General features: G+C 41.1%; 18 protein-coding genes and 1 pseudogene. 18 read left to right on the plus strand and 1 reads right to left on the minus strand.

Features of this window, described 5'->3' with window-relative positions; all coding sequences use genetic code 11:
- Positions 1-127 precede the first annotated feature (127 nt).
- From O3601_RS04410 to O3601_RS04425, 4 genes and pseudogenes are all read left to right on the plus strand, one after another.
- On the plus strand, positions 128-2,308 hold the full coding sequence (locus O3601_RS04410) for a PTS transporter subunit IIBC (RefSeq protein WP_371471343.1): 2,181 nt from the start codon (positions 128-130) through the stop codon (positions 2,306-2,308).
- A 51-nt stretch (positions 2,309-2,359) separates the two neighbouring features.
- Positions 2,360-3,175, plus strand: coding sequence for an endonuclease/exonuclease/phosphatase family protein (locus O3601_RS04415; RefSeq protein ID WP_371471345.1), 816 nt, complete (start codon positions 2,360-2,362; stop codon positions 3,173-3,175).
- A gap of 140 nt (positions 3,176-3,315) precedes the next feature.
- Positions 3,316-4,659 carry a DEAD/DEAH box helicase gene (locus O3601_RS04420; protein WP_371471347.1) on the plus strand — a complete coding sequence of 448 codons (1,344 nt, stop codon included), beginning with the start codon at positions 3,316-3,318 and terminating at the stop codon, positions 4,657-4,659.
- Positions 4,660-4,883: 224 nt separating this feature from the next.
- Positions 4,884-4,952, plus strand: a pseudogene (locus tag O3601_RS04425) (IS200/IS605 family transposase); the annotation flags it as partial.
- A 563-nt stretch (positions 4,953-5,515) separates the two neighbouring features.
- On the opposite strand, the gene O3601_RS04430 reads toward O3601_RS04425, so the two are convergent.
- Positions 5,516-7,666: an LTA synthase family protein gene (locus O3601_RS04430; RefSeq protein ID WP_371471348.1), complete on the minus strand. Its 2,151-nt coding sequence runs from the start codon at positions 7,664-7,666 to the stop codon at positions 5,516-5,518.
- Positions 7,667-7,782: 116 nt separating this feature from the next.
- Here O3601_RS04430 and O3601_RS04435 point away from each other — a divergent pair, with 116 nt between their 5' ends.
- From O3601_RS04435 to O3601_RS04500, 14 genes are all read left to right on the plus strand, one after another.
- Positions 7,783-8,946 (plus strand): class I SAM-dependent rRNA methyltransferase, encoded by a 1,164-nt coding sequence (locus O3601_RS04435; protein ID WP_371471349.1) that lies wholly within the window; start codon positions 7,783-7,785, stop codon positions 8,944-8,946.
- A complete protein-coding gene (gene aroD, locus O3601_RS04440; RefSeq protein ID WP_371471350.1) occupies positions 8,943-9,620 on the plus strand; it encodes a type I 3-dehydroquinate dehydratase in 678 nt (225 codons plus the stop codon). Before O3601_RS04435 ends, aroD begins: the two co-directional genes overlap by 4 nt.
- Complete coding sequence (locus O3601_RS04445) at positions 9,610-10,464, plus strand: shikimate dehydrogenase (RefSeq protein WP_371471351.1); 855 nt, start codon at positions 9,610-9,612, stop codon at positions 10,462-10,464. Before aroD ends, O3601_RS04445 begins: the two co-directional genes overlap by 11 nt.
- An 18-nt stretch (positions 10,465-10,482) precedes the next feature.
- Positions 10,483-11,550, plus strand: a complete 1,068-nt coding sequence (aroB, locus tag O3601_RS04450) for a 3-dehydroquinate synthase (protein ID WP_371471353.1) — start codon at positions 10,483-10,485, stop codon at positions 11,548-11,550.
- 9 nt (positions 11,551-11,559) lie between these two features.
- Complete coding sequence (gene aroC, locus O3601_RS04455; RefSeq protein WP_371471354.1) at positions 11,560-12,726, plus strand: chorismate synthase; 1,167 nt, start codon at positions 11,560-11,562, stop codon at positions 12,724-12,726.
- A gap of 9 nt (positions 12,727-12,735) precedes the next feature.
- Positions 12,736-13,839, plus strand: coding sequence for a prephenate dehydrogenase (locus O3601_RS04460; RefSeq protein WP_371471355.1), 1,104 nt, complete (start codon positions 12,736-12,738; stop codon positions 13,837-13,839).
- Between the two features lie 10 nt (positions 13,840-13,849).
- Positions 13,850-14,188 (plus strand): YlbF/YmcA family competence regulator, encoded by a 339-nt coding sequence (locus tag O3601_RS04465; RefSeq protein WP_371471357.1) that lies wholly within the window; start codon positions 13,850-13,852, stop codon positions 14,186-14,188.
- Between the two features lie 91 nt (positions 14,189-14,279).
- Positions 14,280-15,563, plus strand: a complete 1,284-nt coding sequence (aroA, locus tag O3601_RS04470; protein ID WP_371471359.1) for a 3-phosphoshikimate 1-carboxyvinyltransferase — start codon at positions 14,280-14,282, stop codon at positions 15,561-15,563.
- A complete protein-coding gene (locus tag O3601_RS04475; protein ID WP_371471361.1) occupies positions 15,556-16,032 on the plus strand; it encodes a shikimate kinase in 477 nt (158 codons plus the stop codon). Before aroA ends, O3601_RS04475 begins: the two co-directional genes overlap by 8 nt.
- Positions 16,029-16,877, plus strand: a complete 849-nt coding sequence (gene pheA, locus O3601_RS04480) for a prephenate dehydratase (protein ID WP_371471363.1) — start codon at positions 16,029-16,031, stop codon at positions 16,875-16,877. The genes O3601_RS04475 and pheA overlap by 4 nt, the downstream gene beginning before the upstream one ends.
- Positions 16,874-18,148 carry a polyisoprenyl-teichoic acid--peptidoglycan teichoic acid transferase Psr gene (psr, locus tag O3601_RS04485; protein WP_371471365.1) on the plus strand — a complete coding sequence of 425 codons (1,275 nt, stop codon included), beginning with the start codon at positions 16,874-16,876 and terminating at the stop codon, positions 18,146-18,148. Before pheA ends, psr begins: the two co-directional genes overlap by 4 nt.
- 125 nt (positions 18,149-18,273) lie before the next feature.
- The gene (locus tag O3601_RS04490) at positions 18,274-19,119 is read left to right on the plus strand and encodes a phosphorylcholine transferase LicD (RefSeq protein ID WP_261053773.1); all 846 of its coding nucleotides are present in this window, start codon (positions 18,274-18,276) and stop codon (positions 19,117-19,119) included.
- Complete coding sequence (locus tag O3601_RS04495; protein ID WP_371471367.1) at positions 19,109-20,212, plus strand: glycosyltransferase; 1,104 nt, start codon at positions 19,109-19,111, stop codon at positions 20,210-20,212. The genes O3601_RS04490 and O3601_RS04495 overlap by 11 nt, the downstream gene beginning before the upstream one ends.
- Position 20,213: 1 nt before the next feature.
- Entirely contained in the window at positions 20,214-21,200 is a 987-nt protein-coding gene (locus O3601_RS04500) for a glycosyltransferase (protein WP_261053778.1), read from the plus strand.
- Positions 21,201-21,205: the final 5 nt, after the last annotated feature.

Genomic DNA, 21,205 nt, shown 5'->3' on the forward strand with positions numbered 1-21,205 from the left:
TTTAGAAAAAAGTGTACTTTTTTTTATAAAAGCCTTTACAAAAAAAATTAAAGTGGTATAATTAAATCATAAAAGGTGCAAACGTTTTCGTAAAACGTTTGCCTAAATAAAAATAAAGGAGATTTGAATGATGAAAGATACATTCAAAAATGTCTTGTCTTTCGAATTTTGGCAAAAATTCGGTAAGGCTTTGATGGTGGTTATCGCGGTTATGCCGGCTGCTGGTTTGATGATTTCAATCGGTAAGTCTATCGTGATGATTAACCCAACCTTTTCACCACTTGTTATTACTGGTGGTGTACTAGAACAAATCGGTTGGGGGGTTATCGTTAACCTTCATATCTTGTTCGCCCTAGCCATTGGAGGTAGCTGGGCTAAAGAACGTGCTGGTGGTGCTTTCGCCGCTGGTCTTGCCTTCATCTTGATTAACCGTATCACTGGTACAATCTTTGGCGTATCAGGCGATATGTTGAAAAATCCAGATGCTATGGTTTCAACACTATTGGGTGGGCAAATCAAAGTTGCTGATTACTTCATTAGTGTTATGGAAGCCCCAGCACTTAACATGGGTGTGTTCGTAGGGATCATTTCTGGTTTTATTGGAGCAACTGCTTACAATAAATACTATAACTTCCGTAAGCTTCCTGATGCACTTTCATTCTTTAACGGAAAACGTTTTGTACCGTTTGTAGTTATTCTTCGTTCAATAATTGCTGCAATTGTACTTTCAGCTTTCTGGCCACTTGTGCAAACTGGTATCAATAGCTTTGGTATCTGGATTGCTAACTCACAAGAAACTGCTCCAATCCTTGCACCATTCTTGTATGGTACATTGGAACGTTTGCTCTTACCATTTGGTCTTCACCACATGTTGACTATCCCAATGAACTACACAGCTCTTGGTGGTACTTATGAGGTCTTAACTGGTGCAGCAAAAGGTAGCCAAGTATTTGGTCAAGATCCACTTTGGCTTGCATGGGTAACAGACCTTGTAAACCTTAAAGGTACTGATGCTAGTCAATACCAACACTTGTTAGATACTGTTCACCCAGCTCGTTTCAAAGTTGGACAAATGATTGGTTCATTCGGTATCTTGATGGGTGTGGTTGTGGCTATCTACCGTAATGTTGATGCTGACAAGAAACACAAATACAAAGGTATGATGATTGCGACAGCTCTTGCAACATTCTTGACAGGGGTTACTGAACCAATCGAATACATGTTCATGTTCGTCGCAACACCTATGTATCTTGTTTACTCACTTGTTCAAGGTGCTGCCTTTGCTATGGCTGACGTCGTAAACCTACGTATGCACTCATTCGGTTCAATCGAGTTCTTGACTCGTACACCTATTGCAATCAGTGCTGGTATCGGTATGGATATCATTAACTTCATTTGGGTAACTGTTCTCTTTGCTGTAATCATGTACTTTATCGCAAACTTCATGATTCAAAAATTCAACTACGCAACTCCAGGACGTAACGGAAACTACGAAACTGCTGAAGGTTCAGAAGAATCTAGCAGCGAAGTGAAAGTTGCAGCAGGCTCTCAAGCTGTAAACATTATCAACCTTCTTGGTGGACGTGCAAACATCGTTGATGTTGACGCATGTATGACTCGTCTTCGTGTAACTGTTAAAGATGCAGATAAAGTAGGAAATGCAGAGCAATGGAAAGCAGAAGGAGCTATGGGTCTTGTCATGAAAGGACAAGGGGTTCAAGCTATCTACGGTCCAAAAGCTGACGTATTGAAATCTGATATCCAAGATATCCTTGATTCAGGTGAAATCATTCCTGAAACTCTTCCAAGCCAAATGACTGAAGCACAACAAAACACTGTTCACTTCAAAGGTCTTACTGAGGAAGTTTACTCAGTAGCTGATGGTCAAGTTGTTGCTTTGGAACAAGTAAAAGATCCAGTATTTGCTCAAAAAATGATGGGTGATGGATTTGCAGTAGAACCTGCAAATGGAAACATTGTATCTCCAGTTTCAGGTACTGTATCAAGCATCTTCCCTACAAAACATGCTCTTGGTCTTGTGACTGAAGCAGGTCTTGAAGTATTGGTTCACATTGGTTTGGACACAGTAAGTCTTGAAGGTAAACCATTTACAGTTCATGTTGCTGAAGGACAAAAAGTTGCCGCAGGTGACTTACTTGTTACAGCTGACTTGGATGCTATCCGTGTAGCAGGTCGTGAAACTTCAACAGTAGTTGTCTTCACAAATGGTGATGCAATTAAATCAGTTAAATTAGAAAAAACAGGTTCTCTTGCAGCTAAAACAGCAGTTGCTAAAGTAGAATTGTAATATACTTGAGGTTGGAAGCTGTATTCCAACCTCTTATTTTGGGAGAAAAGAATGAAATTTTTAACACTCAATACTCACAGTTGGATGGAGAAAGAAGCAGAGGAAAAATTCCAGATTTTGCTTGAGGATATTCTTGAAAAGGACTATGATTTGATTTGTTTCCAAGAAATCAATCAGGAGATCACCTCTTCAGAGGTGGAGGTTAATGACCTTTATCAAGCTTTGCCAGCAGCTGAGCCTATTCACAAAGATCACTATGTTAGACTCTTGGTTGAAAAGTTGTCTGAGCAAGGGAAAAATTACTACTGGACTTGGGCCTATAACCATATCGGTTATGATCGCTACCACGAAGGTGTGGCTATCTTGTCTAAAACACCTATTGAAGCCAGAGAAATTTTGGTTTCAGATGTGGATGATCCAACAGACTATCATACTCGCCGTGTTGCCTTGGTTGAGACTGTAGTCGATGGTAAGGAGCTAGCAGTTGCCAGTGTTCATCTCTCTTGGTGGGATAAAGGTTTCCAAGAAGAATGGGCACGATTTGAGGCTGTCTTGAAAGAATTGAACAAGCCGCTTTTGCTAGCTGGAGATTTCAACAATCCGGCTGGACAGGAAGGCTACCAGGCAATTTTAGCTAGTCCATTAGGCTTACAAGACGCTTTTGAAGTTGCTCAAGAGAAAAGCGGTAGCTATACCGTTCCACCAGAAATTGATGGCTGGAAAGGGAACACTGAACCCCTTCGAATCGATTATGTCTTTACTACCAAAGAGTTAGCGGTGGAAAATTTACATGTCGTATTTGATGGTAACAAGAGTCCGCAAGTCAGTGATCACTATGGTTTGAATGCTCTTTTAAACTGGAAATAATAACTGAAAAGAGGTTGGAACTATAAAATTCCAGCCTTTTTCTGACTAGAAAAGGTACCGGAAATAGCCTAAATAAGTGAGACTACAGAAATGGAATAAAATGTGGTATAATTGATAAGATAGATAGAATCGAGGATATTATGTCATTTACGAAATTTCAATTTAAAAAATATATTAGTGAAGCCTTGGAGGAGTTAAAATTCACAACTCCAACAGAGGTGCAAGATAAGTTGATTCCGATTGTTTTGGCAGGTCGTGACCTAGTCGGTGAATCAAAAACAGGTTCAGGTAAGACTCACACTTTCTTGTTACCGATTTTCCAGCAATTAGATGAAGTTAGTGATAGTGTACAGGCAGTGATTACGGCACCGAGCCGTGAGTTGGCTACTCAAATTTACCAAGCAGCTCGTCAGATTGCAGCTTACTCAGAAGTGGAAGTTCGTGTGGTTAATTATGTGGGAGGGACAGATAAGACTCGCCAGATTGAAAAATTGGCAAGTAACCAGCCTCATATTGTCATCGGAACGCCAGGCCGTATTTATGACTTAGTTAAGTCTGGTGACCTAGCTATTCACAAGGCCAAGACCTTTGTGGTCGATGAGGCAGATATGACCTTGGATATGGGATTCTTAGAAACTGTTGATAAGATTGCTGGAAGCCTTCCAAAAGATCTGCAATTCATGGTCTTCTCAGCGACTATTCCACAAAAACTGCAACCATTCTTGAAAAAATACTTGTCAAATCCAGTTATGGAGAAAATCAAGACCAAAACGGTCATTTCTGATACCATTGATAATTGGTTGATTTCTACTAAGGGACGTGACAAGAATGCTCAAATTTACCAGTTGACTCAGTTGATGCAACCGTATTTGGCAATGATTTTTGTTAACACTAAAACGCGTGCTGATGAATTGCATTCATATCTGACTGCTCAAGGCTTGAAGGTGGCAAAAATCCATGGAGATATTGCCCCTCGTGAACGTAAGCGAATCATGAATCAGGTGAAAAATCTGGATTTTGAGTACATTGTCGCAACAGATTTGGCGGCGCGTGGAATTGACATTGAAGGTGTCAGCCATGTCATCAATGATGCCATTCCGCAAGACTTATCCTTCTTCGTGCACCGTGTTGGTCGTACCGGACGCAACGGCCTACCAGGTACAGCTATTACTCTTTATCAGCCAAGCGATGACTCGGATATCCGTGAGTTGGAGAAATTAGGAATTAAATTTACTCCGAAGATGGTAAAAGATGGAGAATTCCAAGATACCTATGACCGTGATCGTCGTGCAAACCGTGAGAAAAAACAAGATAAGCTCGATATCGAAATGATTGGTTTGGTTAAAAAGAAAAAGAAAAAAGTCAAACCAGGTTATAAGAAGAAAATTCAATGGGCAGTTGATGAAAAGCGCCGCAAAACCAAGCGTGCCGAAAATCGTGCTCGCGGTCGTGCAGAGCGTAAAGCAAAACGCCAAACATTTTAAAATAGACTGGGAAAAGCTCAATTTTAGTAAAAAACGAAAAAATATTTCCACAATAAAACGCATAATATCAAGATTTTAGTACATCTGATATTATGCGTTTTTCTGATTTTAAAGACTTTTTGCCCAGCCTCGTGTGTCGAAGGTTATACCAAAAAAACTCCAAACGCGATACAATAAAGGTGTTCAAGCCAATTGTAAAGCGAAAGGAGAAAAATATGGCATAAAAGGCTCATAGTTTATCGCACACAAAGTATCACTTTGTGTTCACACCTAAATATAGACGAAAAGTCATCTAAAATCAATATCGAAGTAAGAATCACAAAAAATTTTAAAAAATGGCAATATTTGTTAACAAGGATTTCGTAGTTTGTTATAATGTGGTTGTAATTGATTAAGATTGGTAATCAAAAATATAGGGAGGAATGTTTTGAATAAGAAATATAATATAGTTCTATTATTGTTGTTTATAGTTTATTTATTTGGATATTTTTCAATTTCAAAAACTTTAATTCCTATAATGTGTGTGATACAAGTATTTTGGATAGAAAATATATTTAGAGTTCGAAATAGGATTATTCAAATAGGTGAAATTATAATTATTGTTGCTTCTATGATATTATTTATTGATAGTATATTGAGTTTGTAACAAAAGGCTTTTCTATAAAATCAAATTTTCCAGATATCTACTGAAGCTGATTTATCTTCTACTATCTTCGTCACTAAATTTGACAGACATATATTGCTGATACAACCTCTCTACCTACAATCTTACAGTTAATCTGAGGTTAGTTTCTTAGTTTGCTCTTTGATTTTCATTGATAAAAAGAAATGCTCCTCCAAGACGGAAGAGCATCTTTTATTGTGATTTTGATTCGGTTTCTGCCGACTCTGGATGGAGTTCTTGGTAACTTGGTGCCTTGAAAAGGTCAGCACTGGTTTTACCTTGTCGTTGGCTAAAGAGACTGGTTGATTGACCACCTTTTTCCTGTTCAATCTTTTGCAGAATTGGCAAAGAATTGAGGTAAGAAATACTTTCTGTATCAACTTTTCCAAGATGATCTGCTTGGTAGAAACGTATCAAATCACCAGTTTGAATCTGGTCGCTGATTTTCAGCTGTTGACTAGCTGCTTGACGAACAATTTCTAGTTCAGTCTGAGCTTGTTCATCAAGATTGCTGATTTCAAGACCGCTCTCAGTATAGTAGGTTCGTCCGTCATAGCTAGTATATTTTGGTGTGACGAAGGAATTGGCAGTTCGAAAGGCAACTATTTCTTGATGGTCTGGAGACAGAAGGTCTTGGCCAACTTGAAGGAAGGAATTGGACTCAATCCCAAGGAGGTGTTCAAGAGTCGGTAAGATATCGATTTGTCCACCGAAGGTATTGATGATTTGTCCCTTTTCATAACCAGGCATGACCACCATAAAAGGAACTCGTTGCAACATGGCATTGTCGTAATTCGACCAGTTCTCAGAAGTCTTTCCGATCAAGGGTGCTAGGTCAGGATTGCGGGAATTGGAAATTCCATAATGGTCTCCGTAGATGACGATGATGGATTTTTCATAGAGGCCACTTTCTTTGAGATAGTCAAAGAAGGCCTTGATAGCACTATCCAGATAGTTGGCGGTTTGGAAGTAGCCATTGATCGTTTCATCTTTGGTTTTAGCCAGTGGGAAACCAAGCTCATCGCCTGTCAGATTGCTAGCATAGGGATAGTGATTGGACACCGTGATATACTTAGCATAAAAAGGCTGCTGTAAGTGCTCTAGATACTGGATAGAATCTTTCATCATGATTTTATCATTTAAACCATATTGGAAAGAATTGCTACTGTCTTGCTTTGTGAAGTAGGAAGCATCAAAGAAGTATTGGTAGCCCCATTGTTTGTAGGTCGTATTTCGGTTCCAGAAGGTCCCGATATTGCCGTGAAAGACAGCACTTGATTGGTAGCCGTTTTTTGATAGGATAAAAGGAGCTGCCTGCTGGGTATTGGTACCACCGTAATTGACCATAAAGGAACCTTGGTCAAGTCCAAACAAACCGGTCTCTAGCATGGTTTCCGCATCTGAGGTTTTACCAGCCTTAACCTGGTTAAAGATATTCGAAAAGGCTAGGGTTGATTGCGAATGGTAGAGTGAATTTAGGAAGGGAGTGACTTCATGCTCAGTTCCATCTAGGTTGAGTTTATAGTCAAGTAGGAACTGTTGGAAACTCTCCAAATGGAGATAAATCACATTTTTTCCTTTGGCCAAGCCAAAATAGTCTGGATTGGGCTTAGCAGAATGTTCTTGAATATAATCTGTAATAGGTTGAAGATCAGTCTCAGTGGCCTTAGCCCGTTCTTTATTAGCGCTATAGGATTGGTTGGCACTATAGCCTAAAAATGCTGGCAAACTGAGGGCACGGACAACATAATAATTCGAAAATCCTCGCGATAGGAGATCGGGACGCTCAATTTCAGCCAAGAAAAGATTAGCAGAAAAGAACAGGGCTGAGAGTGCAGTGATAGCAACACTGGAGCGGAATTTGAAAGGTCTCCTGTCCAGCTGGATGAGTTTTTTATAGAAAAGGAAAGCCAGCAATGGGAAATCCATAAAATAGATGAAATCCCAAGGACGCAGTAACTCTAGTTCTGCAGTGCCGACAGACACCTTGCTGACCACCTTCATGGTATTGGCCGTGATAAAGTCACTAAATTCTCGATAGTAAAAGACATTGGAATAGAGCCAAATGAATAAAAGGCTGTAAATAGCAATACTCAGACCATAAAAGATCTTGGTTGACCGAGCGTAGAGGGCTAGAGCCAGCAGGAGTAACCCCAAAGGAAGGGGATTGAAAAAGGCGATAAAGGCAAGATAATTTCCCTGTAATTTGCCCACTTGAATATCTAAATTAAAGTCAACGGTATAGGCTAATAAGGTTTTGAGCCAATATAGGATTAAAAGGGTTAGGACAAAACCCAGTCTGGTACCGATGGCTTTTTGGATTTTGTTAAAATTGCTTTTCACACATTTACTTCCTAATTTTTTATTAGTATTAGTATACCATTTTTTAAAAGAAGAGTAAAAAAGCAAGGGTAGTTTCTTTTTTGAGAATTGTCTAAAAGTTTGATATAATGGTAGTTATGAATAGAATAAGAGTTAGCAAAAGGGTTGAAAAGAAGCTCGCTAAAGGTTTAGTTTTACTAGAAGCCAGTGATCTTGAGAATGTCAATCTAAAGGATCAGGAAGTAGAAGTGCAGAGTCAAGAAGGAATCTTTCTTGGGACTGCCTACCTTTCTCAGCAAAACAAGGGCTTGGGCTGGTTTGTGAGCAAAGACAAGGTGATCTTTAATCAAGTTTTCTTTGAAACGCTGTTTAGACAAGCTAAAGAAAAGAGAAGCGCCTACTATCAAGATGATTTGACGACTGCCTTTCGTCTCTTTAACCAAGAGGGAGATGGCTTTGGGGGTCTGACAGTGGACCTTTATGGCGACTATGCTGTCTTTTCTTGGTATAACTCTTATGTTTATCAGATTCGTCAGACCATCTCAGAAGCCTTTAGACAGGTTTTCCCTGAGGTTTTAGGAAGCTATGAGAAGATCCGCTTTAAGGGTCTAGACTATGAATCTGCTCATGTTTATGGTCAAGAAGCACCTGACTTTTTCACTGTTCTTGAAAATGGTGTCCTGTATCAAGTCTTTATGAATGATGGATTGATGACAGGAATTTTTCTAGATCAGCACGAGGTTCGTGGTAGTCTAGTTGATGGATTGGCTATGGGCAAATCCTTGCTCAATATGTTTTCTTACACAGCAGCATTTTCAGTAGCTGCTGCCATGGGAGGAGCTAGCCTGACAACTTCGGTTGACCTAGCCAAACGTTCACGAGAATTGTCTCAAGCGCATTTTCAGGCAAATGGAATCAGTACAGACGACCATCGTTTTATAGTCATGGATGTCTTTGAGTATTTCAAGTATGCTAAGCGAAAAGGCTTGACTTACGATGTGATTGTCCTAGATCCGCCTAGCTTTGCTCGGAACAAAAAACAAACGTTCTCTGTGGCCAAGGATTATCACAAGTTGATTTCCCAGAGTCTTGAGATTTTAAATCCGGGAGGGATTATCATTGCTAGTACCAATGCTGCCAATGTTTCCCGTCAGAAATTTACAGAACAAATTGATAAGGGCTTTGCAGGAAGAAGTTACCAGATTTTAAACAAATACGGTCTTCCAGCAGATTTCGCCTATAATAAAAAAGATGAAAGTAGTAATTACCTCAAGGTGATTAGTATGAAGGTTAGTAAATGAAATTAATCGTTTCAGTAATGCCAAGAAGTTTAGAGGAGGCTCAGTCTCTGGATGCCACGAGGTATCAGGATGCTGATATCATTGAATGGCGGGCCGACTATCTGCCTAAGGAAGCGATTTTGCAGGTAGCTCCAGCTATTTTTGAAAAATTTGCAGGTCGTGAATTGGTTTTCACCCTGCGAACTCGTGCTGAAGGGGGAGAAATTGACCTTTCTCCAGAAGAATATATCCATCTCATCAAGGAAGTAGCGCAACTCTATCAACCAGATTATATTGATTTTGAGTACTACAGCTACAAGGATGTTTTTGAGGAAATGTTGGACTTCCCAAATCTCGTTTTGAGTTACCACAATTTCCAAGAAACGCCTGAAAACATGATGGAAATCTTGTCAGAGTTGACGAGCCTAAATCCAAAACTTGTCAAGGTTGCGGCTATGGCTCACACGGAACAGGATGTGCTAGACTTGATGAACTATACACGAGGCTTTAAAACCCTCAATCCTGAGCAGGAATATGTAACTATTTCTATGGGCAAGGTGGGTAAAGTCTCTCGTATCACTGCGGATGTGACGGGTTCTAGCTGGTCCTTTGCTAGCCTAGATGAGGCAAGTGCCCCTGGTCAGATTTCTCTAGCTAACATGAAAAAAATCAGGGAGATCTTGGATGAAGCTTGATGGCTATACACGTTTAGCTGCCGTTGTTGCCAATCCTATTAAGCATTCTATTTCCCCCTTTATTCACAATAGGGCCTTTGAGGCGACAGCTACCAATGGTGCTTATGTGGCTTGGGAGATTGAAGCGGGTGATTTGGCAGAAACAGTGGCCAATATTCTTCGCTACCAGATGTTTGGCATCAACCTGTCCATGCCCTATAAGGAACAGGTAATTCCCTATTTGGATGAGCTGAGTGACGAAGCGCGCTTGATCGGTGCGGTCAATACGGTTGTCAATCATAATGGCAATTTAATTGGATATAATACAGATGGCAAGGGATTTTTTAAGAGCTTGCCTTCTTTTACAATTACAGGTAAGAAGATGACCCTGCTGGGTGCAGGTGGTGCGGCCAAGTCCATTTTGGCACAAGCTATTTTGGACGGCGTCAGTCAGATTTCGGTCTTTGTTCGTTCAGTTTCTATGGAAAAAACAAGACCCTACCTAGACAAGTTACAGGAGCAAACAGGCTTTAAAGTGGACTTGTATGCTTTAGAAGATGTTCCTGTCTTGCAGGAAAGGATTACTGACTCGGATTTACTGATCAATGCCACCAGTGTGGGCATGGATGGCAAATCCTCTCCAGTTCCAGAAAGCATCAATTTGCCAGAAACTATCTTAGTAGCAGATATTATTTATCAACCCTTTGAAACCCCATTTTTGAAATGGGCTAGAAGTCAGGGCAATCCCGCCGTCAATGGTCTGGGAATGTTGCTTTATCAAGCTGCAGAAGCTTTTCAACTGTGGACAGGCAAGGAAATGCCGACAGAAGAAATTTGGCAGTCCTTAACAGAAAAATACCAATAAAGAAAGGGAGAATCTCCTATGAAAATCAGAATCGATATTCCTCATCATCCTTATGATATTCAGATTGAAAAAGGTTGTCTGGCTCAAGCTGGTCAGTGGTTGCGAGAACTCTGGCAACCACAAAAAGTGGTCATTGTAACAGACAACCATGTAGCTTCTCTTTATGCAGAGAAGGTCAAACTCAGCTTAGAAGATGCTGGTTTTCAGGTAGCTGTTTTTGACTTTTTAGAAGGCGAAGAAAGAAAGAATTTAACCACTGTTCAGAAAGTCTATGAATTCCTAGTTAAGCAGGGGTTGACTCGTAGCGATGGAATTGTGGCTCTTGGTGGTGGTGTCGTTGGAGACCTGGCTGGCTTTGTAGCCTCTACCTATATGCGAGGTATTCACTTTGTTCAGATTCCGACTAGTTTGACAGCACAGGTGGATTCTTCTATCGGTGGAAAGACAGGTGTTAACACTCCATTTGCTAAGAATATGGTAGGAACTTTTGCCCAACCAGATGGGGTTCTGATCGATCCACTTGTCCTTGAAACGCTCGGAAAAAGAGAGTTGATTGAAGGGATGGGTGAAGTTATCAAATATGGCTTGATTGAGGATCCAGAACTATGGACTCTCTTGACGGGGCTAGATGGTACTGTAGAGAGCATTTTTGAGCATGCAGAGACCTTGATTGAACATTCTTGTCAGGTTAAGCGCAAGATGGTAGTTGAGGATGAGTTGGATAATGGTGTTCGTCTTTACCTCAATTTTGGCCACACTATTGGTCATGCTATTGAAGCGACGGCCGGCTATGGCAAAGTCATGCATGGAGAGGCTGTGGCCATGGGAATGGTGCAGATATCCAAGGTTGCTGAGGAAAAAGGCCTCATGCCGGCTGGCATTACCCAATCTATCACAGAGATGTGTCAGAAATTTGGACTACCTGTTGACTATGAAAACTGGGATGTTGACAAGCTTTATCAGGCTTTGACACATGACAAGAAAGCGCGTGGCAATACCTTGAAATTGGTCTTGGTGCCAGAGCTTGGTTCGGCAGCCATTCACCCAGTTTCTCTGGAAGAGATGAAAGACTACTTGGTAAAATAAGGAGAACGTATGAGATATTTAACTGCAGGAGAATCACACGGCCCCCGTCTGACGGCTATCATTGAAGGAATTCCAGCTGGACTTCCTTTGATAGCTGAGGATATCAATGGGGACCTCAAACGCCGTCAGGGTGGCTACGGTCGTGGTGGCCGTATGAAGATTGAGAGTGACCAGGTTGTCTTTACATCGGGCGTTCGCCACGGGAAAACGACAGGGGCTCCCATTACCATGGATGTCATCAATAAGGATCACCAAAAATGGTTGGATATCATGTCTGCAGAGGACATTGAAGAACGCCTTAAAAGCAAACGAAAAATTACCCATCCACGTCCAGGACATGCCGATTTGGTTGGGGGCATCAAGTATCGTTTTGATGATTTGCGAAATTCTTTGGAACGTTCATCAGCTCGTGAAACTACCATGCGGGTGGCAGTTGGTGCAGTAGCCAAACGCCTCTTGGCTGAGCTGGATATGGAGATTGCCAACCATGTCGTGGTCTTTGGTGGCAAGGAAATCGATGTTCCTGAAAATCTGACAGTGGCTGAGATTAAGGAGCGAGCTGCCCAGTCAGAAGTTTCTATTGTCAACCAAGAACGAGAACAGGAAATCAAGGACTATATTGACCAAATCAAGCGTGACGGTGATACCATCGGTGGGGTTGTGGAGACAGTCGTCGGAGGTGTTCCAGTTGGTCTTGGTTCCTATGTCCAATGGGACAGAAAATTAGATGCCAGACTTGCCCAAGCAGTTGTCTCTATCAATGCTTTTAAAGGGGTGGAATTTGGTCTCGGCTTTGAAGCTGGTTATCGTAAAGGCAGCCAAGTTATGGATGAAATTCTCTGGTCTAAAGAAGACGGCTATACTCGTCGTACTAACAATCTTGGCGGTTTTGAAGGTGGTATGACTAATGGGCAACCTATCGTTGTTCGTGGAGTTATGAAGCCTATTCCTACTCTCTACAAACCACTCATGAGTGTGGATATCGAAACCCATGAACCCTATAAGGCAACAGTCGAAAGAAGTGATCCGACTGCTCTTCCAGCTGCAGGTGTAGTTATGGAAGCTGTTGTGGCAACGGTTCTGGCACAAGAAATCCTCGAAAAATTCTCATCAGACAATCTAGAGGAATTAAAAGAAGCGGTAGCTAAACACCGAGACTATACAAAGAACTATTAAGGAGTTCCTATGGCAAAAACAGTCTATATCGCAGGTCTTGGTTTGATTGGTGCCTCTATGGCTCTTGGTATCAAACGCGATCATCCAGATTATGAAATTTTAGGTTATAATCGTAGTCAAGTTTCGAGAGATATTGCCTTGAAAGAAGGCATGATTGACCGTGCAACGGATGATTTTGCCAGTTTTGCTCCCTTGGCAGATATCATTATCCTCAGCTTGCCAATCAAACAAACTATTGCTTTCATTAAGGAGTTGGCCAACTTGGACTTAAAAGAAGGCGTCATTATTTCAGATGCTGGTTCAACCAAGTCAGCCATTGTAGATGAGGCGGAGAACTATTTGACTGGCAAGCCGGTTCGCTTTGTAGGGGCCCATCCCATGGCTGGTAGTCATAAGACAGGGGCTGCTTCTGCGGATGTTAATCTCTTTGAAAATGCCTATTATATCTTTACACCTTCGAGCCTGACAGGTCCTGACACGCTTGAGGAAATGAAGGACTTGCTTTCAGGTCTTCATGCCCGTTTTATCGCGATTGATGCCAAGGAGCATGATCAAGTAACTTCTCAGATTAGCCATTTTCCTCATATTCTGGCTTCTAGTCTCATGGAACAGACCGCGGTTTATGCTCAAGAACATGAGATGGCAAGGCGCTTTGCAGCAGGTGGTTTTCGAGATATGACACGAATTGCGGAAAGTGAGCCAGGGATGTGGACCTCCATTCTCTTGTCCAATCGTGAGACTATCCTAGAGCGGATTGAGGATTTTAAGGAACGTTTGGAAGAGATTGGTCAGGCTATCAGCAAGGGAGATGAAGAGCAGATTTGGAACTTTTTCAACCAAGCGCGTGAACAACGTCAGGCCATGGAAATCCATAAGCGTGGTGGAGTGGATAGCTCTTATGACCTCTATGTCGATGTTCCCGATGAAGAAAACGTCATCCTGCGGATTTTGGAATTGCTACGAGGAACTTCCTTGGTTAATATTCACATCAATGAGGAAAATCGTGAAGATATTCACGGGATACTACAAATTTCATTTAAAAATGCTCAAGACTTGGAACGAGCTGAGCATCTAATAACAGAAAACACCGATTACACAGTCGTCATCAAATAAGGAGAAAATCATGTCAAATATTTACGATAGTGCAAACGAACTCAGTCGCGGTCTACGCGAATTACCAGAATATAAGGCTGTTAAAGTAGCTAAAGATGCGATTGCAGCAGATGCTGAGGCAAGCAAAATCTTTACAGAATATGTTGCTTTCCAAGAGGAAATTCAAAAACTAGCACAGACAGGGCAAATGCCAGATGCTTCCTTCCAAGCTAAGATGGAAGGCTTTGGTAAGCAGATTCAAGGGAACAACCTCTTGTCAGAATTCTTTACCAAGCAACAACAATTGGCAATTTACCTTTCTGACATTGAAAAAATTGTTTTCGAACCAGTTTCAGAATTGCTAAAATAAGAAAATAACTACCCTAAAGTCAGGAATTTTTAAGGAATTTCTGGCTTTTTATGATAAAATAGGTAGAAGTATTGCAAGTATGAGGTCCATTATGAAACTAAAAACAAACATTCGTCATTTACATGGTAGCATCCGCGTCCCAGGTGACAAGTCTATCAGTCACCGTTCCATTATCTTTGGAAGTTTGGCTGAGGGTGAGACCAAGGTTTATGATATTTTGCGGGGTGAAGACGTCCTTTCAACCATGCAGGTCTTTCGTGATCTTGGTGTAGAGATTGAGGATAAAGATGGGATTGTTACCATTCAAGGTGTCGGTATGGACGGCTTAAAAGCTCCACAAAATGCCCTTGATATGGGAAATTCTGGTACATCGATTCGCCTGATTTCAGGTGTCCTTGCAGGTGCCGATTTTGAAGTAGAAATGTTTGGAGACGACAGTCTTTCCAAACGTCCTATGGACCGTGTGACGATTCCACTGAAAAAAATGGGTGTCAGTATTTCAGGACAAACTGAGCGAGACCTGCCTCCTCTTCATTTAAAAGGGACGAAAAACCTAAGACCTATTCAGTATGAGTTGCCGATTGCCTCTGCCCAAGTCAAGTCAGCCTTGATGTTTGCGGCCTTGCAGGCTCAGGGAGAGTCCGTAATTATCGAAAAAGAGTGCACTCGTAATCATACTGAAGATATGTTGCAACAATTTGGTGGCCATTTAAGTGTGGACGGTAAGAAAATCACAGTCCAAGGGCCACAAAAATTGACAGGACAAAAGGTGGTCGTGCCAGGAGATATTTCCAGTGCAGCCTTTTGGTTGGTCGCAGGTTTGATTGTTCCGAATTCTCGTGTAGTGCTGCAGAATGTGGGTATTAACGAAACGCGTACAGGGATTATCGATGTTATTCATGCCATGGGTGGAAAATTGGAAATAACTGAAATCGATCCAGTCGCTAAATCTGCAACCTTGACTGTTGAATCTTCTGACTTAAAAGGAACAGAGATTGGTGGCGCTTTGATTCCACGCTTGATTGATGAATTGCCAGTTATCGCTCTACTTGCTACCCAAGCACAAGGTGTAACAGTTATTAAGGATGCTGAGGAACTCAAGGTCAAGGAAACAGACCGCATTCAGGTTGTGGCAGACGCTTTAAATAGCATGGGTGCGGATATCACACCTACAGCAGATGGGATGATTATCAAAGGAAAATCAGCCCTTCACGGTGCTAGAGTCAATACGTTTGGTGACCACCGTATCGGCATGATGACAGCCATCGCAGCCCTCTTGGTTGCAGATGGAGAAGTGGAACTTGACCGTGCTGAAGCCATCAATACCAGTTATCCTAGCTTCTTTGATGATTTGGAGAGCTTGATTCATGGCTAAGGTATTACTAGGATTTATGGGGGCTGGCAAATCGACTATTGCAAGAGGATTGGATCCAGACTACCTTGATATGGATGCCTTGATTGAGAAACGCTTAGGTATGTCTATTGCGGAATTTTTCGCTGAAAAGGGAGAAGAAGCCTTTCGACAGGTAGAGTCAGAAGTCCTAGCTGATTTACTACAAAGAGACCAAGTTGTGTCAACTGGAGGAGGAGTGGTTATTTCTCAGAGAAATCGTGACTTACTCAAGACTAATGCAGATAATATCTACCTGAAAGCAGATTTTGAAACCCTCTACCAACGTATCGCAGCTGATCAGGACAATCAGCGTCCGCTTTTTCTAAATAATAGCAAGGAAGAACTTGCAGCTATTTTCCAAGAAAGACAGGCTTGGTATGAGGAAGTGGCCAGTCGGGTTTTGGATGTAACCAAGCTAAGCCCAGAGGAAATTATAGAGGAACTGAGATGAAAATTGCTTATCTAGGTCCCAAGGGATCATTTTCACACCACGTTGTGCAGACAGCTTTTCCTCAGGAGGAATTGCAGGCCTTTGCCAACATTACAGATGTCATCAAGGCCTATGAGCAAGGATTAGTGAACTATTCTGTGGTGCCAGTTGAAAATTCTATTGAGGGTAGTGTTCATGAAACCTTGGACTACCTTTTTCATCAGGCTCGCATTCAAGCAGTTGCAGAAATCGTTCAGCCTATTCATCAGCAGTTGATGGTGGTTCCAGGCCATACTAAGATTGAAAAGATTTTTTCTCATCCACAGGCCTTGGCTCAAGGAAAGAAATTCATCGATGGACAGTATCCAGAGGCCCAAATCGAGGTAACAGCTAGTACAGCCTATGCGGCACGCTATATTTCCGAACATCCAGACCAGCCCTTTGCAGCAATTGCACCTAGAAGTTCTGCTGAAGAATATGGCTTAGAACTGATTGCCGAGGATATTCAGGAAATGGAAGCCAATTTCACACGTTTTTGGGTGCTAGGAGCCGAAATTCCTACTATTCCCTTGCAAGCACAAACTGAAAAAATGAGTTTGGCCTTGACCTTACCTGACAACCTTCCAGGTGCACTTTATAAGGCCCTGTCGACCTTTGCTTGGCGAGGAATTGACCTGACAAAAATTGAAAGTCGGCCACTCAAGACAGCGCTAGGCGAATACTTTTTCATTATCGATGTGGACTATACTGATAAGGACTTGGTTCACTTTGCCCAAAAAGAACTAGAAGCCATCGGAATCCAGTATAAAGTACTGGGCGCCTATCCTATTTATCCAATATCAGACCATGGAAAGGAGAGAAGATGAGTAAAGAAAATCCTCTCAGTCATCATGAAAAATTACGTTATGATTATTTACTAAAAAATATTCACTATCTCAATGAGAGAGAAAAAAATGAGTTTGCCTATTTGCAAGAAAAGATAACTCTTGCTAGGGTAAATAGTAGTTCCAGCTTGGAACAAGAAAGAGAAGAGCAGGTTGACTTACCAAGCTATGCGAACCGGAGTCGCTCACAATACAAATCACAAGCACTCTCTTCCCCTCCCAAAAAGAAAAGACGGAAGCTCCGTCTTAAACGCATTTTTATGGTGATTTTTTCACTTTTGGTCTGTGTGGCTTTGGCCATGGTATTCATGTTTTTACGTGGTTACCAAGATGCTAGTGCAAAGAAAACTGCTGATGCTAAGGCAGCACAGGTTCAAGTCTTTAATGGTCAGGATACCAGAGATGGTGTTAATATTTTGATCATGGGTACAGATGGGCGAATTGGTCAAAATAGTGCTGAGACGCGGACAGACTCTATTATGGTATTAAATGTTGGTGGCTCAGATAAGAAAATGAAGCTGGTCAGCTTCATGCGTGACAATTTGGTTTATATAGACGGTTACAGCCAAGTCATTAACGGTAGGAAACAGACGGATAACAAGTTGAACGTAGCCTATGAGTTAGGAGAACAAGAGGGGCAAAAAGGGGCAGAAATGGTTCGTCAAGTTTTGAAAGATAATTTTGACTTAGACATTAAGTACTATGCCTTGGTCGATTTTCAGGCCTTTGCAACAGCGATTGACACACTTTTCCCTGATGGGGTGACAATTGATGCTCAATTTTCAACATTGAATGGGCGTCCACTAACAGAAGCTACAGTCGGAGATGATTTACACGCTACTGAGACTGAGTCTCCAACCCAAACCATCAAAGTCGGAAAACAGCAGATGAATGGCTCGACCCTACTCAATTATGCTCGTTTCCGTGATGATGATGAGGCGGATTACGGCCGTACAAAAAGACAGCAACAAGTTTTAACAGCAATTTTAGAGCAAATTAAAGATCCCACTAAACTTTTCACTGGTTCTGAAGCTCTTGGAAAGGTTTTTGCTATGACCTCAACCAACGTACCCTATACTTTCCTCCTAACAAACGGTTTATCTGTTTTGGATGGAGCAAAAAATGGTATTGAAAAGCTGACGATTCCAGAACTTGGTGACTGGGTAGATGCCTATGATGTTTATGGAGGCTTGGGCTTGCTGGTTGATCAAAACAAATATCAGAATAAATTGTCTCAGATGGGTTTGAGATAAGATAAGACAGAAAAATCAAAGTTTGATAGCTATTTATCTAGCAGTCAGATTTTGATTTTTTACAGTCTGCAATAGATTTTCACCCTCTATTTGTGGTATAATGAAACGATACGATAGAAAGAATAATGAATAATATGACTGATTTAAAAGCAATTCAGGCTCGTAGTCTGGAGATGGCTGAATATTTTGTGGCCTTTTGTAAAGAACATGATTTGCTTTGTTATCTCTGTGGGGGAGGTGCTATTGGTGCCCTTCGAAACAAGGGATTTATTCCTTGGGATGATGATCTAGATTTTTTTATGCCCCGTAAAGATTATGAGAAATTAGCAGAATTATGGCCTCGTTATGCAGATGAGCGTTATTTCTTGTCGAAGAGTAACAAGGATTTTGTCGACCGCAATCTTTTTATTACCATTCGTGACAAGGAAACTACCTGTATTAAGCCTTATCAGCAGGATTTGAATTTACCACATGGTCTTGCCTTAGATGTCTTGCCTTTGGATTATTATCCTAAAAATCCAGCTGAGCGGAAGAAACAGGTTCGCTGGGCCTTGATTTATTCACTCTTTTGTGCCCAAACTATTCCAGAAAAGCATGGTGCACTTATGAAATGGGGAAGCCGTATTTTACTGGGTGTGACTCCAAAATCTCTCCGTTATCGCATTTGGAAAAAAGCTGAGAAAGAAATGACCAAGTACAGTCTAGCTGAGAGCGATGGAATCACGGAATTATGCTCGGGTCCTGGTTACATGAGAAACAAGTACCTAATTGAATCTTTTGAAGATAATCTCTTCTTGCCATTTGAAGGGACAGAGATGCCTATTCCAGTTGGCTACGATGCCTATCTCAGCACTGCTTTTGGGGATTATATGACGCCTCCACCAGCAGACAAGCAGCTACCACATCATGATGCTGTCATCGCTGATATGGATAAGTCTTATACAGAATACAAGGGAGAATATGGTGGCTAAGAAAAAAATCTTATTTTTTATGTGGTCTTTTTCTCTCGGGGGTGGAGCAGAGAAGATTCTGTCTACCATTGTTTCAAATCTAGATCCAGAAAAGTATGATATTGATATTCTTGAAATGGAACATTTTGATAAGGGATACGAATCTGTTCCCAAGCATGTAGGCATTTTAAAATCCCTTCAGGATTATCGCCAAGCCAGATGGATTCGAGCTCTTTTGTGGAGAATGAGAATTTATTTTCCAAGATTGACACGTCGCTTACTGGTGAAAGATGACTATGATGTTGAAGTTTCCTTTACCATTATGAATCCTCCACTTTTGTTCTCTAAAAGAAGAGAAGTCAAGAAGATCTCTTGGATTCATGGAAGTATCGAAGAATTTCTTAAGGATAGTTCAAAAAGAGAATCACATAGACGCCAGTTGGATGCTGCGGATACCATTGTAGGAATTTCAAAAAAGACCAGTCATTCTATCAAGGAAGTCTATCCAGATTATGCTTCGAAATTACAGACGGTCTACAATGGATATGATTTTCAGAGTATTCTAGAAAAATCTCAAGAGAAGATCGATATGGAGATTGCGCCTCAAAGTATCTGTACTATCGGACGAATTGAGGAAAATAAGGGTTCTGACCGTGTGGTGGAAGTGATACGCTTATTACACCAAGAGGGAAAAAACTATCATCTCTACTTTATAGGTGCTGGTGACATGGAAGAGGAACTGAAAAAACGAGTCAAAGAGTATGGGCTTGAGGACTATGTACATTTCCTTGGTTATCAAAAAAATCCATACCAGTATTTGTCTCAGATGAAAGTTCTCTTGTCTATGTCTAAACAAGAAGGCTTTCCTGGAGTGTATGTGGAGGCCTTGAATCTAGGACTTCCTTTTGTCTCTACGGATGTTGGAGGGGCTGAGGAATTATCCCAAGAAGGACGATTTGGGCAAATCATTGAAAGAAACCAAGAGGCAGCTCAGGCAATTACGAACTACATGACTTCTGCCTCAAACTTCGATGTTAATGAGGCTAGCCAATTTATTCAACAATTCACAATTGCCAAACAAATCGAACAAGTAGAAAAACTATTAGAGGAGTAGCATGGAAACTGCATTAATTAGTGTGATTGTGCCAGTCTATAATGTAGCACAGTACCTAGAAAAATCGATAGCTTCCATTCAGGAGCAGACCTATCAAAATCTGGAAATTATTCTTGTTGATGATGGTGCAACAGATGAGAGCGGTCGCTTGTGTGATGCAATCGCTGAACAAGATGATAGGATGTCAGTGCTTCATAAAAAGAACGAAGGATTGTCGCAAGCACGAAATGATGGAATGAAGCAGGCTCACGGAGATTATCTGATTTTTATTGACTCAGATGATTATATCCATCCGGAAATGATTCAGAGCTTATATGAGCAATTAGTTCAAGAAGATGCAGATGTTTCGAGCTGTGGTGTCATGAATGTCTATGCTAATGATGAAAGCCCACAATCAGCCAATCAGGATGACTATTTTGTCTGTGATTCCCAAACATTTCTGAGGGAATACCTCATAGGTGAAAAAATACCTGGGACGATTTGCAATAAGCTAATCAAGAGAGAGATTGCAACTGCCCTATCCTTTCCAAAGGGATTGATTTATGAAGATGCTTATTATCATTTTGATTTAATCAAGTTGGCTAAGAAGTACGTTGTTAATACCAAACCTTATTATTACTATTTCCATAGAGGGGATAGTATTACGACTAAACCCTATGCAGAGAAGGATTTAGCCTATATTGATATCTACCAAAAGTTTTACAATGAAGTTGTGAAAAACTATTCTGACTTGAAAGAGGTTGCTTTTTTCAGATTGGCCTATGCCCACTTCTTTATTCTGGATAAGATGTTGCTAGATGATCAGTATAAACAGTTTGAAGCCTATGCTCAGATTCATCGTTTTTTAAAAAGCCATGCCTTTGCTATTGCTAGGAATCCAATTTTCCGTAAGGGGAGAAGAATTAGTGCTTTGGCTCTATTCATAAATATTTCTTTATACCGATTCTTATTACTGAAAAATATTGAAAAATCTAAAAAATTACATTAGAACGG

The sequence above is a fragment of the Streptococcus sp. 20925_1_69 genome, from assembly GCF_041432365.1.
Classification (GTDB): Bacteria; Bacillota; Bacilli; order Lactobacillales; family Streptococcaceae; genus Streptococcus.

Excerpts from the sequence above, each read along its gene's own strand:
- O3601_RS04410 (WP_371471343.1), top strand. The coding sequence starts at position 128 with ATGATGAAAGATACATTCAAAAATGTCTTGTCTTTCGAATTTTGGCAA.
- O3601_RS04415 (WP_371471345.1), top strand. The coding sequence starts at position 2,360 with ATGAAATTTTTAACACTCAATACTCACAGTTGGATGGAGAAAGAAGCA.
- O3601_RS04420 (WP_371471347.1), top strand. The coding sequence starts at position 3,316 with ATGTCATTTACGAAATTTCAATTTAAAAAATATATTAGTGAAGCCTTG.
- O3601_RS04435 (WP_371471349.1), top strand. The coding sequence starts at position 7,783 with ATGAATAGAATAAGAGTTAGCAAAAGGGTTGAAAAGAAGCTCGCTAAA.
- aroD (WP_371471350.1), top strand. The coding sequence starts at position 8,943 with ATGAAATTAATCGTTTCAGTAATGCCAAGAAGTTTAGAGGAGGCTCAG.
- O3601_RS04445 (WP_371471351.1), top strand. The coding sequence starts at position 9,610 with ATGAAGCTTGATGGCTATACACGTTTAGCTGCCGTTGTTGCCAATCCT.
- aroB (WP_371471353.1), top strand. The coding sequence starts at position 10,483 with ATGAAAATCAGAATCGATATTCCTCATCATCCTTATGATATTCAGATT.
- aroC (WP_371471354.1), top strand. The coding sequence starts at position 11,560 with ATGAGATATTTAACTGCAGGAGAATCACACGGCCCCCGTCTGACGGCT.
- O3601_RS04460 (WP_371471355.1), top strand. The coding sequence starts at position 12,736 with ATGGCAAAAACAGTCTATATCGCAGGTCTTGGTTTGATTGGTGCCTCT.
- O3601_RS04465 (WP_371471357.1), top strand. The coding sequence starts at position 13,850 with ATGTCAAATATTTACGATAGTGCAAACGAACTCAGTCGCGGTCTACGC.
- aroA (WP_371471359.1), top strand. The coding sequence starts at position 14,280 with ATGAAACTAAAAACAAACATTCGTCATTTACATGGTAGCATCCGCGTC.
- O3601_RS04475 (WP_371471361.1), top strand. The coding sequence starts at position 15,556 with ATGGCTAAGGTATTACTAGGATTTATGGGGGCTGGCAAATCGACTATT.
- pheA (WP_371471363.1), top strand. The coding sequence starts at position 16,029 with ATGAAAATTGCTTATCTAGGTCCCAAGGGATCATTTTCACACCACGTT.
- psr (WP_371471365.1), top strand. The coding sequence starts at position 16,874 with ATGAGTAAAGAAAATCCTCTCAGTCATCATGAAAAATTACGTTATGAT.
- O3601_RS04490 (WP_261053773.1), top strand. The coding sequence starts at position 18,274 with ATGAATAATATGACTGATTTAAAAGCAATTCAGGCTCGTAGTCTGGAG.
- O3601_RS04495 (WP_371471367.1), top strand. The coding sequence starts at position 19,109 with ATGGTGGCTAAGAAAAAAATCTTATTTTTTATGTGGTCTTTTTCTCTC.
- O3601_RS04500 (WP_261053778.1), top strand. The coding sequence starts at position 20,214 with ATGGAAACTGCATTAATTAGTGTGATTGTGCCAGTCTATAATGTAGCA.